The 18474-nt window shown below is 35.5% G+C and carries 20 protein-coding genes; 5 read left to right on the top strand and 15 right to left on the bottom strand.

Going from position 1 to position 18474, the window contains the following annotated elements; all coding sequences use genetic code 11:
* Positions 1 to 232: 232 nt before the first annotated feature.
* Positions 233 to 592 (bottom strand): YciI family protein, encoded by a 360-nt coding sequence (locus KHA97_RS18820; protein ID WP_213126295.1) that lies wholly within the window; start codon positions 590 to 592, stop codon positions 233 to 235.
* A 277-nt stretch (positions 593 to 869) separates the two neighbouring features.
* Entirely contained in the window at positions 870 to 1445 is a 576-nt protein-coding gene (locus tag KHA97_RS18815; RefSeq protein ID WP_213126294.1) for a TetR/AcrR family transcriptional regulator, read from the bottom strand.
* A 307-nt stretch (positions 1446 to 1752) separates the two neighbouring features.
* Here KHA97_RS18815 and KHA97_RS18810 point away from each other — a divergent pair, with 307 nt between their 5' ends.
* Both KHA97_RS18810 and KHA97_RS18805 read left to right on the top strand, forming a co-directional pair.
* Positions 1753 to 1935 (top strand): hypothetical protein, encoded by a 183-nt coding sequence (locus tag KHA97_RS18810; RefSeq protein ID WP_213126293.1) that lies wholly within the window; start codon positions 1753 to 1755, stop codon positions 1933 to 1935.
* Between the two features lie 32 nt (positions 1936 to 1967).
* On the top strand, positions 1968 to 3017 hold the full coding sequence (locus KHA97_RS18805) for an ATP synthase beta subunit C-terminal domain-containing protein (RefSeq protein WP_213126292.1): 1050 nt from the start codon (positions 1968 to 1970) through the stop codon (positions 3015 to 3017).
* Positions 3018 to 3073: 56 nt separating this feature from the next.
* On the opposite strand, the gene KHA97_RS18800 is transcribed toward KHA97_RS18805, so the two are convergent.
* Entirely contained in the window at positions 3074 to 3940 is an 867-nt protein-coding gene (locus KHA97_RS18800; protein WP_213126291.1) for a sugar phosphate isomerase/epimerase family protein, read from the bottom strand.
* A gap of 213 nt (positions 3941 to 4153) precedes the next feature.
* Complete coding sequence (locus KHA97_RS18795; protein WP_213126290.1) at positions 4154 to 4327, bottom strand: YjzC family protein; 174 nt, start codon at positions 4325 to 4327, stop codon at positions 4154 to 4156.
* Between the two features lie 145 nt (positions 4328 to 4472).
* Between KHA97_RS18795 and sspO the strand changes: the two genes are divergently transcribed.
* On the top strand, positions 4473 to 4625 hold the full coding sequence (gene sspO, locus KHA97_RS18790) for a small acid-soluble spore protein O (protein WP_213126289.1): 153 nt from the start codon (positions 4473 to 4475) through the stop codon (positions 4623 to 4625).
* 231 nt (positions 4626 to 4856) lie between these two features.
* Here the strand turns inward: sspO and KHA97_RS18785 are convergent, their stop codons facing one another.
* On the bottom strand, positions 4857 to 6308 hold the full coding sequence (locus KHA97_RS18785; protein ID WP_213126288.1) for an alpha/beta hydrolase family protein: 1452 nt from the start codon (positions 6306 to 6308) through the stop codon (positions 4857 to 4859).
* Positions 6309 to 6584: 276 nt separating this feature from the next.
* On the opposite strand from KHA97_RS18785, the gene KHA97_RS18780 reads away from it, so the two are divergent.
* A complete protein-coding gene (locus KHA97_RS18780) occupies positions 6585 to 7109 on the top strand; it encodes a GNAT family N-acetyltransferase (RefSeq protein WP_213126479.1) in 525 nt (174 codons plus the stop codon).
* A gap of 153 nt (positions 7110 to 7262) precedes the next feature.
* On the opposite strand, the gene clpP is transcribed toward KHA97_RS18780, so the two are convergent.
* The 9 genes from clpP to KHA97_RS18735 form a co-directional block, all read right to left on the bottom strand.
* The gene (gene clpP / locus KHA97_RS18775; protein WP_213126287.1) at positions 7263 to 7847 is read right to left on the bottom strand and encodes an ATP-dependent Clp endopeptidase proteolytic subunit ClpP; all 585 of its coding nucleotides are present in this window, start codon (positions 7845 to 7847) and stop codon (positions 7263 to 7265) included.
* Between the two features lie 24 nt (positions 7848 to 7871).
* Positions 7872 to 8600 (bottom strand): sigma factor-like helix-turn-helix DNA-binding protein, encoded by a 729-nt coding sequence (locus tag KHA97_RS18770; protein WP_213126286.1) that lies wholly within the window; start codon positions 8598 to 8600, stop codon positions 7872 to 7874.
* A gap of 142 nt (positions 8601 to 8742) precedes the next feature.
* On the bottom strand, positions 8743 to 9930 hold the full coding sequence (locus tag KHA97_RS18765) for a DHH family phosphoesterase (protein WP_213126285.1): 1188 nt from the start codon (positions 9928 to 9930) through the stop codon (positions 8743 to 8745).
* Positions 9931 to 9988: 58 nt separating this feature from the next.
* Positions 9989 to 10852 (bottom strand): RNA polymerase sigma-70 factor, encoded by an 864-nt coding sequence (locus KHA97_RS18760; RefSeq protein ID WP_213126284.1) that lies wholly within the window; start codon positions 10850 to 10852, stop codon positions 9989 to 9991.
* Positions 10853 to 10856: 4 nt separating this feature from the next.
* Entirely contained in the window at positions 10857 to 12155 is a 1299-nt protein-coding gene (locus KHA97_RS18755; RefSeq protein ID WP_213126283.1) for a phytoene desaturase family protein, read from the bottom strand.
* A gap of 148 nt (positions 12156 to 12303) precedes the next feature.
* Complete coding sequence (locus tag KHA97_RS18750; protein WP_213126282.1) at positions 12304 to 12855, bottom strand: GNAT family N-acetyltransferase; 552 nt, start codon at positions 12853 to 12855, stop codon at positions 12304 to 12306.
* 305 nt (positions 12856 to 13160) lie between these two features.
* Positions 13161 to 13691, bottom strand: coding sequence for a tubby C-terminal domain-like protein (locus KHA97_RS18745; protein ID WP_213126281.1), 531 nt, complete (start codon positions 13689 to 13691; stop codon positions 13161 to 13163).
* Positions 13692 to 13704: 13 nt separating this feature from the next.
* Positions 13705 to 14106: a (deoxy)nucleoside triphosphate pyrophosphohydrolase gene (locus tag KHA97_RS18740; RefSeq protein WP_213126280.1), complete on the bottom strand. Its 402-nt coding sequence runs from the start codon at positions 14104 to 14106 to the stop codon at positions 13705 to 13707.
* Positions 14107 to 14144: 38 nt separating this feature from the next.
* A complete protein-coding gene (locus KHA97_RS18735; protein ID WP_213126279.1) occupies positions 14145 to 14396 on the bottom strand; it encodes a hypothetical protein in 252 nt (83 codons plus the stop codon).
* Between the two features lie 214 nt (positions 14397 to 14610).
* On the opposite strand from KHA97_RS18735, the gene KHA97_RS18730 reads away from it, so the two are divergent.
* A complete protein-coding gene (locus KHA97_RS18730) occupies positions 14611 to 14934 on the top strand; it encodes a nucleoside triphosphate pyrophosphohydrolase (RefSeq protein ID WP_213126278.1) in 324 nt (107 codons plus the stop codon).
* 109 nt (positions 14935 to 15043) lie between these two features.
* Here the strand turns inward: KHA97_RS18730 and KHA97_RS18725 are convergent, their stop codons facing one another.
* Positions 15044 to 18193 (bottom strand): DUF3427 domain-containing protein, encoded by a 3150-nt coding sequence (locus tag KHA97_RS18725; protein WP_213126277.1) that lies wholly within the window; start codon positions 18191 to 18193, stop codon positions 15044 to 15046.
* Positions 18194 to 18474: the final 281 nt, after the last annotated feature.

Below are 18474 nucleotides of genomic sequence, written 5' to 3'. Positions count from 1 at the left end.
AAAAAACAGTAAATAATAATGTCTATGAATACACGACTTTGTCACTTTTAATGGTTAGTTCCTTTTTTTAAAAAAAGTTAGAATCTTTAATGTAAAAAATTAAAATGCTATCGCAAAATCAAAAATCGATTAACCTTAATGAACAGATTGCTTTCCCTTTTCCTAATATCATTATTTGCAAACCCAGCGATTCCCTACATAAAATCCATCCCAAGCAATTTCCTCACTAGTGTTAGATAATATTTAACTCTTGCTGGACTTTACGTTTATATGCAACATAGCCTTGGTCAAAATTAGGACTAATATTTTCAAATTTACTCATACCTTCGCCCCAACGTTTTATTTGATACGTAAAAATGCCATTTTTTATTGTAGGATCATTTTCAACAAAGTCTTGCACCTCATCTTTATTCTTAACATCAATGACAATAGCTCCACCCGTTAAGTCTTCATATGGACCAGCTAGAATGATTTTTCCTTGATTATAAGCTTCTTGAACATAAACTGCGTGTTCTGGCATAAAAGGTTGATTATGCAAAACAACATCCTCTCTCCATTTCTCACCTGGAGCTAGCAAAATTAAAAATCTCATATTACACCCTCCCGTTTTTTGAATTGTTTTACAATTAAACCATAACCTAGTTTCCAGTCCGTTACAATCACATCAAATTTTCAAAAAGAAAAACCTTGTTTAAAAAAATTTCCCTCCAAGGTTTTAATCTACCAATATTAATTCCAATTTATATAACACGAGGTGTTAAGCAAAAAACAAGATAACATGATTAAGACATTTTTCTCAAATCTTTATTAGTAATATCTAAAGCAAAAAATAGAGGAACAACAACTATTGAGTAAAATAGCCACCTTTGTTAATCCATCCCTTTGTTAAGACGAGCCGTTGTGATTACATCAGTGGCTGTACTGTTTAAAAATTCAACACCTTTTTCCTCATTGAATTCTTTTGGAAGCAAGCCGTTTGCAACCATAACTGATAAGCCGACTGTAAATACACGCATTTTAAAAAAAATAGTCATTAGTTCTTCTTGCGAAAATCCTGCCAAATTCGAATCACCTTTCATCATTTCAACAAGTCCATGACCCATATCATCGTCGTAACTATCCATATACTCGTTTTGTTTCATGACAAGGTCGCGAAAAAGGACACTATACTCCCTTGCAAAACGTAGGCTAGCTACACCAATATCTCGAAATGGATGACCAGAATTTTGTTCACTTAACAGCTGATTACTTAATTCAATGATTTTTTTCATAACCTCCTTCTTAAGCTCATCGACTTCGCTAAAATTCACGTAGATTGGAGCGATTGAACTCCCTAATTTTTCTGCCACCTTACGGATTGAAATGCTGTCCATTCCATCTGTTTTCGCTATTTCAAATGCTGCATCAATAATTTGTTCTTTGGAAAACTTCTTCTTAGGTGCCATTTGGATTCTCCTTTAATGTATATCATTTGTTATATATCGTATGATATACACCATAGATCATTACCATTATTTTGTAAAGTGCTTTCTTACAAAAAATCTCTTGTAATTATTTTTACTTTTAAACGTAAACATTAATTGACATTAAGAGTAATTTTAATTACTATATAAAGTAAATAATTAAAAAGATATTCACCATGATGCAAACAATGAGCCTGCCGTCATCAAACAACTAATGTTTTCGAACACTCCTTGATTGAACTATGAAGATGATGGGGTATAAATTCGATCGACCAAGGAGGAAATCAAAATGATCGACCTGTATACAGTGGAAAAAAAGATGGAGCTAGAAGAAAAAGAAAGACAACGAAATGCTGACATAGCTTGGATGCTACCAGAGAGAAAGCCCAAAAGGCATGTAAAAAATACACTTGTATCGGCAAAGAAGTTATTAGATATTAGGATTCGCATTTCGATCGAGATTCAAAGATAATCTCTGATAAAAAAATAAAAAGGGTGTTTAAAATGGATAATTTACGACTTAACGTATCGTTATTAAAAAAACGAGTGCCAAACCTTACGAGTGCAGCACGTGCCATTGGGTTGCGTCCCGCAACGGTTTCAAATTTATGTACTGGAAAAATCCCTGTAGGGCGTGCAGAAGTAAAAACGATTGTCGCGCTTGCCTCTTTAGCAAAATGTAGTTTAGACGAATTAATTTTAAGAGACGAATCAGTCGAAATGATTGAAACGAAGATTAAAGTGCTGGATTTATTTGCACCAATTACAAAAGGAGGAACAGTCGGTTTAGTGGCAAGACCTGGTATGGGACAGCTCGCTATTTTAGATGAATTATTCCGCAACCTAAAAAAAGAAGGATATGTCACGATGCTTCTCAAACCTAATGGAGAATATCCTGAATTAAATGAAATGATTGAAGAAGTTGATATCGTAACGAACTTCATTGAAGAAACGTATGTAAAAGTGAAAGAAACAGATCAACAAAAAGATATTGTCTTTGCGACAGACCGCGAACATGTCTTGACCGGTGAAATCTTTGACCTTCAAGAAAAATTACAAGCTGAAGGAATTAATAACGTAACAACGTTTCTCGTAGACCTAAAAGGTGAAGTCGTAGATGAAAATATTCCTTACGGTCCACTCGAAACATTTTGGTATTTTGACGTAGATCTTGTTGCCAGACACAAATACCCAGCCGTCAACCCGATTTATTCAACATCTACAGTATTAGAGGGAGTTCATCTAGACGAGTCTCATGTTAGTATCCAACAACGTGCAAAAAAACTATTACGGAGATATCGGGAGCTGCGTTCCTTAGTTAGTGTAAAAGGAGAGGAAGGAATCCCAGCTTCCGAAATACAAACATACCAACGTGGTGAACGCCTAGAAGCGTATCTCACACAACCGTTTTTCGTTGCAGAACCCTTTTCAGGCAGAAAAGGAGAAAAGGTTAGTCTTGCTGATACGCTAAAAGATGTTCAGTCCATTTTAAATGGAAGTTTGGATGGAGCGTCTGTGGAAAGTTTAAATTATATAGGAAAGAAAACTAACTGACATTGAAAAGGTGCCTTCCAAAATGAAGGCACCTTTTTTAAAAAATAAGTAATCTATTACTCCCAAATAGTTCCGGAATATTTTTTAAAGGCCTCCATACTCACCTTTATCGACTCAATTTCATCAAGATTCGTATGATCCTGCTCCAATATAATGTATTCTAAATTAGGCGCTTTTGAAGCAAAACTGATAATATCCTGTATCGGCATTTTTCCCGTTCCAATTTCCGTAAAGCAATGAGGATCCTTTGTTTCTTCGAATAAAGGAAAAGAAATTGTTTCTTTGTCATTGATCATTCCATCAAACATGTTCACTGGCTGGGGAGAATCTTTAGGAAAATCTTTTTGATGAAGGAGAATGAGTCGATCCTGATATTTGTCAATTAACTTTAATGGATCTTGCCCTCCCCGCATGATCCAATATGTATCCATTTCGATAAAAACCAAGTCCGGATCGGTATTTTTCATGATCAAATCATACACTGTTTTTTCACCGAATCTTTGAAACTCTTGGTAGTGGTTGTGATAATAGTAGCGCATACCTCGTTCCTTACACATTTCCCCTACTTTATTAAACAACTCACATCTTCGTTGTAAATAATCCATATCTTCATAAGGGAAAAACTCAATGTCGCAGCCAATTTGTTTATTTCCCAATTCATGATGGTAATCTAGCACCGCGGGAAGTCGATCCAGATTCAGCGGATTGATATGACAACCTATAATCGATAATCCTAGATCATCTAACGCTTTTTTCATATCTTTTGCTGAGAGGCCGAATCCTACCCCATCATCCTCTAGTGCGTTATGGTTGGCTGCTTCCACATACTTGTATCCGGCGTCAGCAATTTTCTCCAATGTTTTAAACGGTTCTGCTTTTAGTGAATTACGAACAGAATACAGTTGGATTCCAACTCTTAACAAACTGAAAACACTTCCTTTCACTTTTTCTATTAATGTATTAATACTCTACAGCCTATTAAAATCCTTCTTCATACAAGAAAAAGAAAGACACTATACTTCGGTAATAAAGGATATTTTTGCAACAAAAAAGGGTTGATATCACGGAATTCAACCCTTTTTGGATCATTAAATTACTATATTTTAACTTTCTTTCATATATCTCCATTTTTTGATTTACGCTTTTACCCAATAAACAGCCTTATGGGTAGTAGGAGATGGCGGAAACTGATTCCCTTCCTCCATATCAATGGACGTATCTTCGTGTTCCGAATCTTCATGTACGTAACCATCCACTTTATACTTTCCGCTTTCTGGAGCATTTTCACCTGTTTTATAACGATCGGCCATGTTTTCCACCTCCGAAGTATGATGACAAGCCTGTACTTGTTATATATCACAGAGACATTAAAATAAACGTAAAAAAATTTGAAGTTTCAATGTATCGGATATTTTACATACTCACAACACAGAATAAACGATGGAGGTGAACATGATGCCAAAAACAAAGAGAACAGCCAGTAATATTGCAGGTCAAAATCCTGAAAAAGGACCTGACTTCGGAGCAAATATGAAAGAAGAATTTGCGAATGAGCCGTTAACAGCTGCTCAAAAACAAAACAATAAGAAGCGAAAGAAGAAACAATAAAAGATGAAGGAGCAAGAGTGTAAAGCTTTTGCTCCGTTTTTCTTTAGAAAAAAAGCTGCTTTTGCGCTCTTTACTTCTTCCATCAAATAATTAACAAACGTATCATTCCTGACAAGCCTGCACCATAATTTCTCTTTAAAAACGATTCCACTTCATCAATACTAGAAATAGATTAATATCGTGTTGAGAATAATCTCTAAGGAATTAAGGGCTAGATTTAAACGTCAGTATTTAGAACGGCAAAAGTAATTGCCAATAAAAAGCCCAAGGGATGAATAAAACCCCACCTGAAATAAGTAGAATGAGTCGAAGTTTTTCATTAAAAATGAAGGTGGTTCTCCGTTTACAAAAAGAAATGGCAATAAGAATCGTAAGCAAAAAGATTAAAAAGGACATGCACTGTAATATAAGCCAGGGAAGCGGACGTCCAATTATTACTGGACCATATTCATTTGTAATCATTGTATTACCAAAATATCCAAAGAATCCAAGAGTTGTAACAATACCAAATACACCTAGAATTCGAGCATATGCATTGATGCTCGTTTTTTTATTATATAATTTACGTTTTTGTAGCAACTTAATAAATAATATTCCAAAGTAACAAGAAAAGAGAATTAGAAGCACTATCATATAAATGAGATGAAGCCATGCTGAATCAAACCAAGATAATTCCATGATTTCAGTTGGTGAATTTCGATCTTGTTTCGGAATTTGTCCAATTATTTGCGGCTTTGGAATATCACCATTTATAACGTTAGCAATCCAAGTTGTCATCGATTCAGTGTATCCGGGGGCAAATTTTTCATACTCATTAAATCCATCTACTGAAAATCGCATATCATGATTAGCTTGGGGTATGAACTGAATTGTATAATGTTCGTTTCCTCCAAGTTCTAAAGCTTTTTTAACAATCTTATAGCTTTCAAATGCTGGGGCTGTACGATCATTTTCTCCCCATATCGCCAAAATTGGCTGTTTTACTTGCTCAAATGGTGGAATCGGGTTGTAAGTTGCTTCCGCAAAAAATTCTGCAGCTAAGAGGAAACGCATTCCATTTCGAGTGAATGAATGAATAATCGAGTGTGCCTGAATATCTTTGTGTCGAAGTTGATTTTCTATTGCCCACGATGTTTGTTGGATTGGAGGCACCCCACTGGCACTGACCGAAATGACAAAAGCTATATCTTTTGTTTGTGCCGCTGCTAAAGGTGCCACCCCTCCCCCTTCACTAAGACCCCATAAACCAATTTGGCTAGGTTCTATATCTGCTCTCAACTTAAGGGCATTTACTGCTGCAAGTACATCCTTTGCCAATAAGAATTGCGATCTTGACTTTTCACCTATCCCCGTTGCACTATATCCTTCCGTTCTTTTATCATAAATAAAAGCTGCAATTCCAGAATTTGCAAATATCTCTGCTTCCGCCCTGTATTCTTCACGTGTATGCGCTCCCGCACCATGAATAAGTATGATTGTAGGATGCGGACCAGGTCCATCAGGAATTAAAAGAGTCCCGTTCATTACTAAATTAGAGCTATGAAACTGAATATTTTCCTCTTTAAAACTATCAGAATAAGCGGCCACAGTTGAATAGTAAAAAATAGCGAGAAGGAATACAATATAAGCAACTGCAAACTTACTTATCTTATTTACTGCCAAATAAGGAATCTTATCCTTCATGTATAATACCCCCCTCTCATTTCAGCAGTTGTGAACACTTCGTAGGTATTTGCAAAAACAAAATGGTACTATATTTTCGTTTATTTTTTCTTTCCATTCGTTTTTCGTATTATTTTTTGAAGATCGACAGTGAATACATTTACGTACACGGATATTTATTACTACAACAAACCTATGATGATTATTATTCGCGGCTACAACAATTATCTCTTCCCATGGAACGACTTAAATACAATGTATATAGGTTTAATCAATCTTTATTTAAGGGGTGGTAGAATGTTTCCAGTGCTTGAAACGAAGCGGTTAGTATTAAGGGAACTAGTTGAAGATGACGCCCAAGCTATATTAAACTGTTTTTCTAATGATGTTTTATTACGTTATTACGGTCAAAAACCACTAACAAGTATTGAACAGGTAAAACAAATCATTAAGAATTTCAAAGGACAATTCAAAGAAAAAAGTGGAATAAAATGGGGGATTGAACTAAAGGAAACAGGTGCTATTATTGGATCTATTGGTTTGCAAGAGTGGTCTTTTGAACATAAAAGAGCAAACATAAGTTATGCACTTCTACCTGAAAAATGGGGCAATGGATATGCTACTGAAGCTGTTGAAAAAGCTATTTCCTATGGGTTTCAAGAGCTTGGCTTAAAACGAATAGGTGCAATTGTTTTTGTTGAAAATAAAGCTTCGATTAAATTATTAATAAAATTAGGTTTTACAAAGGAAGGTACTCTAAAAAAGTATTTGTATCAAAATGATATACCGAATGATACGAATGTTTATTCTTTATTAAAGTGATCATTTGTAGTGCAAAAAAAGGATAGATAGAGGATATTTTATCCTAATCATCTATCCTTTTTAATTTATATACTTATAATGTCCAACATTGAATAAGAATTCGATGTTGTAAAGGGTTTTAAGAAACTTCTTGAAAACATCCTCTTTTTCGAGTTATTTATTCGGATAAATAATCTCGTCGATAATTCCGTATTCTTTCGCTTCTTCTGCACTCATGTAGTAATCACGGTCAGTGTCTCTTTCTATTTTCTCTATAGACTGTCCCGTTCTGTCAGCGATAATTTTATTCACATGCTCTCGTAATTTTAAAATCCGTTTTGCAGATATTTCTATTTCTGTTGCTTGCCCTCTTGCCCCACCTAGTGGTTGGTGAATCATAATTTCGCTATTAGGCAGTGCCATCCTTTTTCCTTTTTTACCAGCTATAAGCAACATTGCCCCAAAAGAAGCAGCCATTCCAGTACAAATTGTCCTCACATCTGGCTTGATATATTCCATCGTATCAAAGATCGCAAAACCTGCAGAAGTAGATCCTCCAGGACTATTTATATATATTGAAATGTCTTTATCAGGATCGTCAGCAGCTAAAAATAACAATTGGGCTACGACACTATTGGCTACTTGATCATTTATCTCGTCACCTATGATAATAATCCGATCTTTTAGCAGCCTTGAATAAATATCATAAGACCGCTCACCACGACTTGATTGTTCAATTACATAAGGGATTGTATTCATCTATACTCCTCCAATTCGTTTTCACTATGCAGCCATACAGAACTGGCTTGAAGGAGAGTGTGTGGTATGTGGATGATTTGTACTAACTACCAGCTTAGGAATAACAGCTTCACTTTCTAGAGAATGGAAGGACGGGATTGCTTTTATCAACTCATTGGGGTCTTGAGCATTCAATGCTTGATAAAATAAATCAGATAATAATTCTTGATCTTCCTCACGCCAAAACGGTTCAACGGAAAAACCGGCTTCATCTTGATGGCTTTTTTCTAATCGTTTTTTTGTTCGAGAAACGATTGACTTAACTGCTATTTCCGTCGTATTTAAGATCTCTGCAATTTCCTTCGCTTGGTATTGAAACGCTTCTTTTAACAAAAAGATGACAGCTTGTTTTGGTGTAAGATGCTTACTTATATGCTGAATGATATCCATTCTATCTACAATACCTGCTGCATTGTTTGATGATTCATTTTCAATGAACTCGTTATCTGATTCAAGCTTTTCATGCTTTCTTTTCCTGACCATATCGACCCAGCAATGATAGGCAATTTTGTTTAACAATGCTGGTGTTATTTCGTGTTGTGTATGTCCGTACTTAAGAATGGCCTTTACCATTGATTCCTGGGCAATATCGTCTCCATCCCATTTATTTTGCGCAAGAAAATAGCAGTATTGTTCTAATCTAGGGTATAGCTGTTCAATCTTGTCTTCAATATGATTATCATCTTTGATATAATCCCTAAGCTTGGTGTACATTCATTTCCACTCCTTTTAACACCTCTCTACCTTTTAAACGAATGAAGGTGGATCAAAAGATACGGGTTTTAAAAAATTTTTTTCGAGGAGCAGTTGCAAGGAGTGCAGGAAAGAAGGCCTGTGTTTGACAAAAATTTCAAACTCAATCGTTTCTAATACTTTTTACTTCTTCCATCAAATAATTGACAAACGTATCATCTCTTACAAGCCACGCTCCATAATTCCTTTTTAAAAACGTTTCCGCTTCATCAAAGCTAGAAAAAGTCTGATCCATTTTTGTTTTATATTGATCTATGGCCCAATCACATTCGTTTAAAGGATAGATAAGAAAAATCTCCTCCATTCGATTTTTATATAGTGAACCGAATAAAGATCGTTTGAGATTATATCTATTTCGTTTTGCATCTTCTCGTAATGGCTCTAGGTGGAATGTCTCCACTACAAATTCCTTATAAGCTTCATCCACTAAAGAGCAGCCAGAAGCCTTGGCATGCCCTCCCCCACCAAAATGGCCAGCTACCTCAGATACATCAATATGGTCATGAATCGTTCGAAACCCCATTCGCTTTCCTCCCATATTTAAAATAGCGATGTAATCAAGATGCGGGAACTCTTTACCTAGTTCATTTCCAAGCTCTGAATGGTAAGATTCTGCATAAACAACTCCTGCATAAAGGCCGCCTACTTCAGTTTGAACGATTTCGCGTTTTTTTCTACTAATATAGCGCTCGATTTTATGTTCTTCCATCTCTAAAATCTTTGCCTCGAATTCACTAAAATCAAAATGATCACTTGTTTTAAGTCGATGAATCATCTTCTCTTCAAATTCCTCAATCGAAACTAAGAAAAAGAGAGCATTGAGTCGGTGAGCTTGATGGTTTTCATTTTTTTCCCATTCCCATGTGTCATACTGCCTGACAAGCTCTACAAATTCATCAACCGCAGAAGATGATTCCATTAATTGATGAGCAATAAGATACTCGTAAAATAACGAAGTTGCCGACGTTAATTTTCCATCTTCGTCCTCAACAACGACTCTACTCCAATCATATTGGTTAAAATGATCCGAAGTTTTATGATGATCAAGCAGTTGAACCCTTCCGCCTCTTTGATAAAATTCATCGAGTCTTTTTTCATTTTCTTCATTAACCGACAAGTCAGTAATAAATAAAAATGTATCTTTATTCTCATTATCAAAAAACCATTCTACTTCACGATCCAGACCCGAAACGGAATTATAGCGAACCTTCACCTCTTTTCCAAAAGCAAGCTTTGCTATAATTCCACATCCGACTCCATCCAAATCATTATGGGACAACAGTTTATACATGTAATTTTCACCTCAAAAAATAGTATGGTTTTAAGAGGTAAAAATTATTGACGTTATATTAATTTTGCAAGTGCATCAATTTATCCGGATTGGCCGCCATATAAATGCGGAAAATTTTATCGTCCATGAATTCAATTGAAATCACATAGGCAACATTGCCATTGATTGTAATAACAACGCCAGGATATCCATTTACATCTTTGAAATCGAACTTTGTGTTTTCAGGCAGCTTTTTCATTACGCTTGTAAACAAAAAGATGATTCGTTCTGCAGAGTATATTGGTCTCATTGCAGCTGGAGTCTTGCCGCCTCCATCTGCAATATGCACGGCATCTGCTTTCAATAACTCCAACATTTTATCTATATTCCCTTGTTGAAGGGCAATCGTAAATTGCTCTACACTGCTTTTCATAGAATAGAAATCTAACGTAGGGATATTCGGACGATTCACCATGCCCTTTTTCGCTCTATGAAAAATCTGTCTGCAGTTTGATGGTGATTTTTCCATAATCGACGCAATCTCTTCATAACTGTATTGAAAAACTTCCCTTAACAAAAAGACACCGCGTTCGACCTCGGATAATTGCTGCAAAAGCAAAAGATATGCAGTCGAAATGGATTCCTTCATTAAATAAGAATGTGAGGGGTCTCCCACTTCATCGACCAATGGTTCCGGCAGCCACTCACCAACATAAACCTCGCGCCTGCTTGTAGCCGAACGCATTTTATCTATTGAGCTATTCATCACAATTTTGCATAAATAAGCTCTTTCGTTCTCAATAACTTTTTCGTCGCTTACACGGTCATACGTCAAGAATGCCTCATGTACAAGATCTTCGGCATCCGCAACACTTCCCGTCATTCGATAGGCAATTGAAAACAACAAAGGTTTATACGTCTCATACAACTGTTCCGTTTCCAAACGATTAACCTTCCTTTACTAAAATCATTTCACTGGCCTTTAATATTTCTTGCGCTGCACGCTTCCCACTCGCTACGGCAGCATCAGCTAATACTTCTTCATGACCTGCCCAATCTCCTGCAATATAGAGCCCTTTCATTTCCGGTATGCTCGGCCCCGGATTTTCTTTTCGTTTCAAATGTGGGAAATCATAAGATACTGTTAGTTTCGGTAAAAATTGCTGTACGACCACTTCTTTTCTCCAGCCTGGATGAAGCATATCCATTACTGACTCTAATTGTTGCTTATCCGTATATACGTTAATATCTTCCAGCGGATCATGGTATTTTGCGAGACTGACAACGACAGTTCCATCATCACTTAACTTCGCCGCTCTTGACTGGTTTGTGAAAAATAAAGATTGATCAAGACCGATTGCAAATTGGTGTTGTGGATTAGGCAACTTTTTCAAACCTAAATCAATACAGCTTGCCGTAACAGGAATCGCCTGTTCATTCCATAGTCGCAACGAGGTTTGTTCTGCACCCTTTATTATTTTTAACGCTTCTTTTGGAGGAGCGGCAACGATACATTCTGTAACTTCAAAATTCGTCCCGTTCGAACATTGTATGATTTGATCGTTCTCTTGATGTTCAATGGATATGACATTTTTACTCGTAAATACTTCAACTCCCGACGCTATTGCCTGCTGCCTAAGTTTCTCCACAATTGTTCCCCAACCTCCATCAACATACAAAACTCCATCTTTCAAAGAACGTTGCACTTGCCTCAAAACTGGCTTAGCAAGCTGTAGGGTAGAAGCATGTGTATAAGTCGTCAACCGACAGATCGCATAAAAAATATGTCTTACCATCGGATCGCTTATTTCTGTATTAGCCCACTCTGCCAAGCTAACTTCTGGAATAGAATCAATATTTAATTTCATTAACTTTAACATTAATTTACCGAGCACAAACTTAGATTTCCATGATAAAAGTGAGGACGACATAATGGATGAAAAATCTGTTGGAATGATTTGAACTGCATTATTTAGAATGCCATAGATCTGAACGGACTTTGAAGCATTTCCACCAGGAATGGATAATCCAAGTTCAGTTAAAATCGTCATGGCATCTCCAGATAGATATAAAGCATGCGCTCCTAAATTCATAAGAACGCCATTTTTATCATTCGTCATCCCCCTGCCACCAAGGCGATTTGATTTTTCCAAAACAACAACCTTCTTTCCTTCCCTAGCCAAAAAATTAGCAGCGGTTAATCCTGCTAATCCTCCACCTACAACAGCAACATCGTATTTCAACATAAAAAAATCCCTCCTATATATCGTTCTGTAATCAAAACGAATGAGGAGAGAGTTTTGTGACATAGAATAAGAAATTTATTTAAACCTAAACATAGTTGTAATCATTCGAACTCGGACATTATTTTATCAGACATTATTTAATTTAAATCTACATAAATATTCGTCTGTTTAAAGTAGTTTCCATCAACTCCCAAGCTTCATAACAGCTTGGATCTGTAATGTAAGGTTCAAATCCGTAGTTTAAGTACATATTAATAGCTTTGTAACTCGTAGTTTGGGATGTTAAATAGGCTTTTGAATGGTGATGGGCCAAAATGTTCATAGCCGCACTTAGTAACGGTTTTGAAAGATTCTTTCCTTGATATTCCGGAACAACACTTACCCAATGTATTCTACCTGATATTTCGCCATTGCCATTTAAGTCGCCATACCAAGCTGTTGTTGTTGCGATAGCTTCTCCATGTTTATTCTCAATAAATAGACAACGCTTTGAAATTTCATCAATGCCTGAGCCAAATTCTTTAATAAAGTGTTCTAGTGCAGCCTCTTCATTTATAAATTCATCTACACTCGCTTCAATTCTAGCCCAATTTTGTTCGTCACCTCTTTCAAACAATCTAATTTGAAATCCATCTGGAAGTGAATATTTAGGAATATTCAACAAATTATTTCTCACCATTTTCAGTGGAATACTTTTCATTAAAACCATCTCCTTACATAATAACTAGTAAGTAATATGTACAATTTTCGCGTGTCCTGAAAAGCCCCTTTTTCTTATAGGAGTCTAAAATGATGCCTATTGTAATATAAAATCTACGATTCTATTTAGTTATAATTCCATAATATACCAGACCTTCATATCGATTTTCTTTCCTCGCATGGTTCTTCCTAACACTGTTAAAGTTACGAGTGTCTCTCCTGAACAATATACTTTTGCGTCAAAGACACTCCTTATTCAAGAGGAACAAATCCAAGAATATTTCTAATCTTTTCTTCTAAATTTGATTAGTACTTCATAGTGAAAAGATAATATATAGCAGCAACCTCAAGAACATGTAACTCCTCCGTCTTCAGCTCAATCATTATAGTTTGAGGAGGCAGCAGTTTATCATATGAAATTTCAGCTAATGTTACTCCCGTTTCATTTAAAATGAAAGTTCTCCTATCGCTAAAATGTTTACGAATAAAATACTTACCTCCACTACTTGTATGTAATTCCATGCGAGGTTCGGTTTTAATTTTGGATTTATCTATAAGCGAAAAATCACCTAGATTACTAGAATGCCCGCTCCAACTAGTCCGAAGCCACGACTTCAAATTCATATTTTCCTTCAGTTCACAACACAATTCATTAGTGGCATCCTTAACTCGAACGTTTATTATAAAATCAGAACCAATTATCCAATCCAGCACGTTTTGAAATATACCACGATAATATCTTTGAAACGAACCAACTATCTCTTGTTGTTCATCAAATAAATCAATTGATTTGGTGCTCCCTTTATAAAATGGGAATTTATATCTATACAAAGTCATGAATGCAATCCCTTTACTTAAGCAATGCCCAATATGCTAATTTTTCTATTGTAGGAATATCTGCAGGTGCCCAGTCTAATGTTTGTAATTCTTCTAGTGGCAACCACTTTATCGCTACGTGTTCTGTTAATTTTGGTTTCCCTTCTATAAGCTTGCAAAAGTATGTTGTTAAATGAACGATTCCAAAATCATACTCATAAACTGTATGCTCAATTTGCTCGCCTACTTCGATTGTACAAAGCATCTCCTCGTTAATTTCCCGCTTCAAAGCCTCCTGAGGCGTCTCATCTTCTTCAATCTTTCCACCCGGAAACTCCCATTTTAGAGGAAGAGCTTTATGAGGATTTCTTTGCGCACACAAGATTTTCCCGTTATCTATAATAACTGCACCAACAACATGTATATCTTTTTTCATTGTAAATCAGTCCTTTTTCGGCTTACCAAATATACTTTTTAGGAATTCACTTCAGCTTTATACTTACTCATATGATAAAAATATTTTGTCCAAACGATGCTGATATAAGCAATAAGCGGTGCGGAAATTATTACTAACAATAGCAATCTATTATAATTTTTATCGATTATGTCTAAAAGTAGATGAAGGTATGGTGCTATACAAATTAAGGTTGTACAAATAGGGATAACTAAGCCAGGTTTATAGGCTTTTTTGATTTCTTCTATAGCTTCATTATTAGTTTGTGTCATTTTAGTTTCTCCAATATCACTAATCAATTGGTAATTTTTTTTAGTTTCAAAATCAATTGAAGCTACCTTACAAAAGGAATTTGATTTCTTATTTGGATTTAACCCTCTCTCTTAACTACAACCCAACTTTTTATTGTGACTATGCGAATCTATCTTATAGAACATTCAAGAATTTTGGTAAAATTGTTTTAACAACATAAAAGGAGATAAGTAAATGCCAATTTATAACAAACTTGTTCGCGACCGAATCCCCGAAATAATAGAAGAGAGAGGTAAGGCGTTAAAAAGCCGAATTCTTGATGAACATGAATTTCATAATGAAATTCGCAAAAAATTGCATGAAGAATTAAAAGAATACGAATCAGCTAATACAAATAAATACGCTTTAGAAGAACTCGCCGATTTATTAGAATTAATTCATGCAGCGGCGTCTATACACGGAGCTGACTTCAGCGAAATTGAATCTCTTCGACAAATAAAGGCTGAAAAACGTGGTAGTTTTAATAAGCGAGTCTTTCTTATCGAAGTCGATGATTAAATTTAGTTTAAAAACACAACCTATTTAAGGGATTACCATCACCTAACATTTTTTCTTTATTTATAATGAATCTGATTTTTTCTTATAGAATTAAATATTTCAAACTCGATTAAATAATATTCTTATTCGCTTTCGGCACAAGCTTTGGCGGCATTGGTTCATGCAATCTCCAAACTATACTAATCGGTTTACTTCCTGAATGGCTCACATAATCTGCCTTCCCAAGAAAGACGAATGGAGAAGTGTATCCAGATTCCTTCTTATATTCCCTAACAAACAATGCGATTTGGTGATTTTGTTTCTTATGATTGAAATATCGACTCGCTGTAGGGCTTGTATCAGATGTTCTACTTTGTGACTGCCAATGAAAAAGCTGATCATTAATCGCATAATCTTCATAAAGAGTAGATGGGGAAAAGTCCTTATCCGATTTATTTAATGTGATGAAAAAAATATCAATTTTTTCGTTCTCAAAATATTTCACGCCTTCACGAAATGACGGACATTTCTCATCATTGTAATACCCAAACGCGGCTAGCACTTGCTCCGTTCTATATTGTGCATGCACCCGTAAAGGATTTTCAAAATGATAGTCCTGTTTAATCTCAACGAAATCTAACATTTCATATTTTGCCTGCAATACTTCCCGTATTTCTTGTTTTAACCTAGGATAACTTAAAATCGCATTAATCCCATCCAGCATTGAGGTAAATTCATGTTCCGCTGGCGCGCTAGTAAACAATGAGTAATAAAGCATTCCTATCATTCTCTGCTCTTGCTCATTACTAGTAGTAGGATTCTCTAAAAACCTTAAATAAAATCTTAGCAAATCCGCTGAATCTAAATGAAAGAGAGTATGTATCCTTTTCATAAGTAATTCTTCATATGGTGTTGAAAAATCTTCAGCTATTCTCGCCTCTACCTTCATACGTTCAAAAAGGCGATTTCCCCCAGAACCGTATATATCGGCAAGAGATAATTGATGGTATTCCATAAAATTAAATAAAGTCAAAGTTTTTCCCGTATCTTCTTCAAAGTACTTCATTTTTGAAACTATGCTCTGCTTTGAATTTTTTACAGCTTTGATATTTCGTAAAATATATTCTTTTGCTTGTTTCTCAAGTTGCAAAAAACAACCTTTCGGCAAATGAAAGAACCCATTTTCAACATAATTGCGAATAGAATGTTTTGTTCTGCCGACTAATGCTCTAAATTTTTCCTCAAATGAATACTCCTTATGAGCTTGTCCAACGAAATCAAGAACGGTTAAGCATTCTTTATTTTCGGCTAAACGAAGGCCCCTACCCAATTGTTGCATAAAGATCGTTAAGCTCTCCGTTGGACGCAGAAATATAATTGTATTAACTTCAGGGATATCGACACCCTCATTATATAAATCTACGACAAAAATATAGCGAATCTCTCCGCTAACTAGCTTTCTTTGCGCGGAGCTTCTTTCCTCGGAATTTGAACCTCCATGTAATGCAATGGATGGAATACCTTTTTGATTAAAAAAATCCGCCATATATTCGGCATGCTCAACAGAAACGCAAAAACCAAGTCCTTTTACTTCTTCCATATTCGTAACATATTTTTTTATGCTGCGAATAATATGTTCACTTCTAATACGATTGTGTGTATACAAATTAGAGAGCTGTTCTATATCATATCCTTTTCTAGACCATTTGATATCTTCTAAATTTACCGTATCAGTTACACAAAAATAATGAAATGGACTTAACAACTTACGATCAATTGCTTCAGTCAACCTCATTTCCGATGCAATAGTATCATCAAAATATGTAAGGACATTTTGTCCGTCCATTCTCTCAGGCGTTGCCGTCAAACCTAATAAAATAACAGGTCGATAGTAATCTATCAAAGCACGATATGAAGGTGCAGCGGCATGGTGAAACTCATCAACAATAATAAAATCGTAAAAGTCACTACTAGTATTTACCCACATTTTTTTGCTATTCCAGCTTTGGATACTCATGAAAAGATGATTAAATGAATTAGGACGAGAACTTCCAACGAATAATTCTCCGAAATTCATATCTTTTAATATGTAACGAAAAGTCATAAGACTTTGACGTAATATTTCTTCACGATGGGCAATAAATAATAGTTTTGCATTAGGCCTTTCGTTTAAAAAACGTTTGAAATCAAACGCCGAAATGACCGTTTTCCCTACTCCAGTTGCCGCAACAACTAGATTACGCATACGCCCATGAGTCACACGCTCAGCTTGTAATTGATCTAATATTTCCTTTTGATAATGATACGGACGAATGTCCATATAGTACTCTTCAGTTGATTCTCCGACAACTTGTTTTGTTAAAGAAAATTTAAGAATCTCCCAAATGGAAGAATGATTTGCTGTTAGCGATTTGAATTCTTCATCATTCCAGTAGCTTTCAAATGTAGCCTCAAACTTCCTAATGATATCTACAGAATCCTTTTCCGTTACTTTTAAATTCCATTCTAACCCCGAAGTCAATGCGGGATTTGAAAGATTTGAAGATCCAATATAGGCTGTGCTAAAGCCTGTCTCCCTTTTAAATAAATAAGCTTTAGCATGCAATCGTGTTCTATTTTTATCAAATGAGACTTTGATCTCTGTGTTTGGCAGTTTACTTAATTCTTCAATGGCCTTATAGTCTGTTGCTTCCATATAGGATGTCGTTATGACTCTTAAATGTCCGCCCTTTTCTTCTGTAAAATAACGCAGTTCTTCTATAATACAGCGCAAGCCTGACCACTTAATAAAAGAAACAAGCCAGTCAATTCTATCAGATGTAGCAATCTCTTTTTTTAGTTCCTCAAGCATATTAGGTTCTGAATGGGATCCAGTGAAAAGCGAACTTTGGGTTAATGATGTAACCGGACGTAAAGGCTTATCCTCCCGAATAGAACGAACTGTATTTAGTTTTCGATAAACGGAAGTTAAGACCTCACCTTGTTCTACCAATCTCATAGAATGTAACTCATCATCACCGAGTAATTCACTTAAAACATTAATAATTTCATTACAAGTACGAATTTGCATTAGCAACACATCTCCATCGCTTTTATTAGTATCCTCACGAATATAAGTTAATGCTCTACGAGTTACTTCCGTGATATAAGAGGCCAACAACTTCTTTGCTTCTTCAACGTCGAGCTTTTCTGTATCAACCGAGTATTCATCTATTGACAGATCCGACAATTCTTGTCGAACTCTTTCATTAATTAGTTCCTCGTAAATACCTTCTTTCAACTCACTCACCACCTAAAACTGTGATAATCCAATCATTTCCATTAAATTAATATAATTGTATTGTTCTTTCGACAGCAGGGCAATGGTAAAAGCATTTTAGTTGGACCACTTTTATTAATACATTTGACGAATAATAAAACATAGAATACAACAAAACAAGAACATACATTTCTGTTTAGTGGTAAATCTTGGTTATACAATATAGTGGTTTAGGAGGTTAAAAGAGAGGTTCTCGTTTTGTACATAAGCGACCTTTTTCTGGCTTTTTACCGAAACTAAAT

Origin of the sequence: Lederbergia citri, assembly GCF_018343625.1 — a bacterium.
In the GTDB taxonomy this organism is placed as follows: Bacteria; Bacillota; Bacilli; order Bacillales; family Bacillaceae_C; genus Lederbergia; species Lederbergia citri.
The sequence above is the reverse complement of the archived record's forward strand: the minus strand, read 5'-3'. Positions and strand labels throughout refer to the sequence as shown.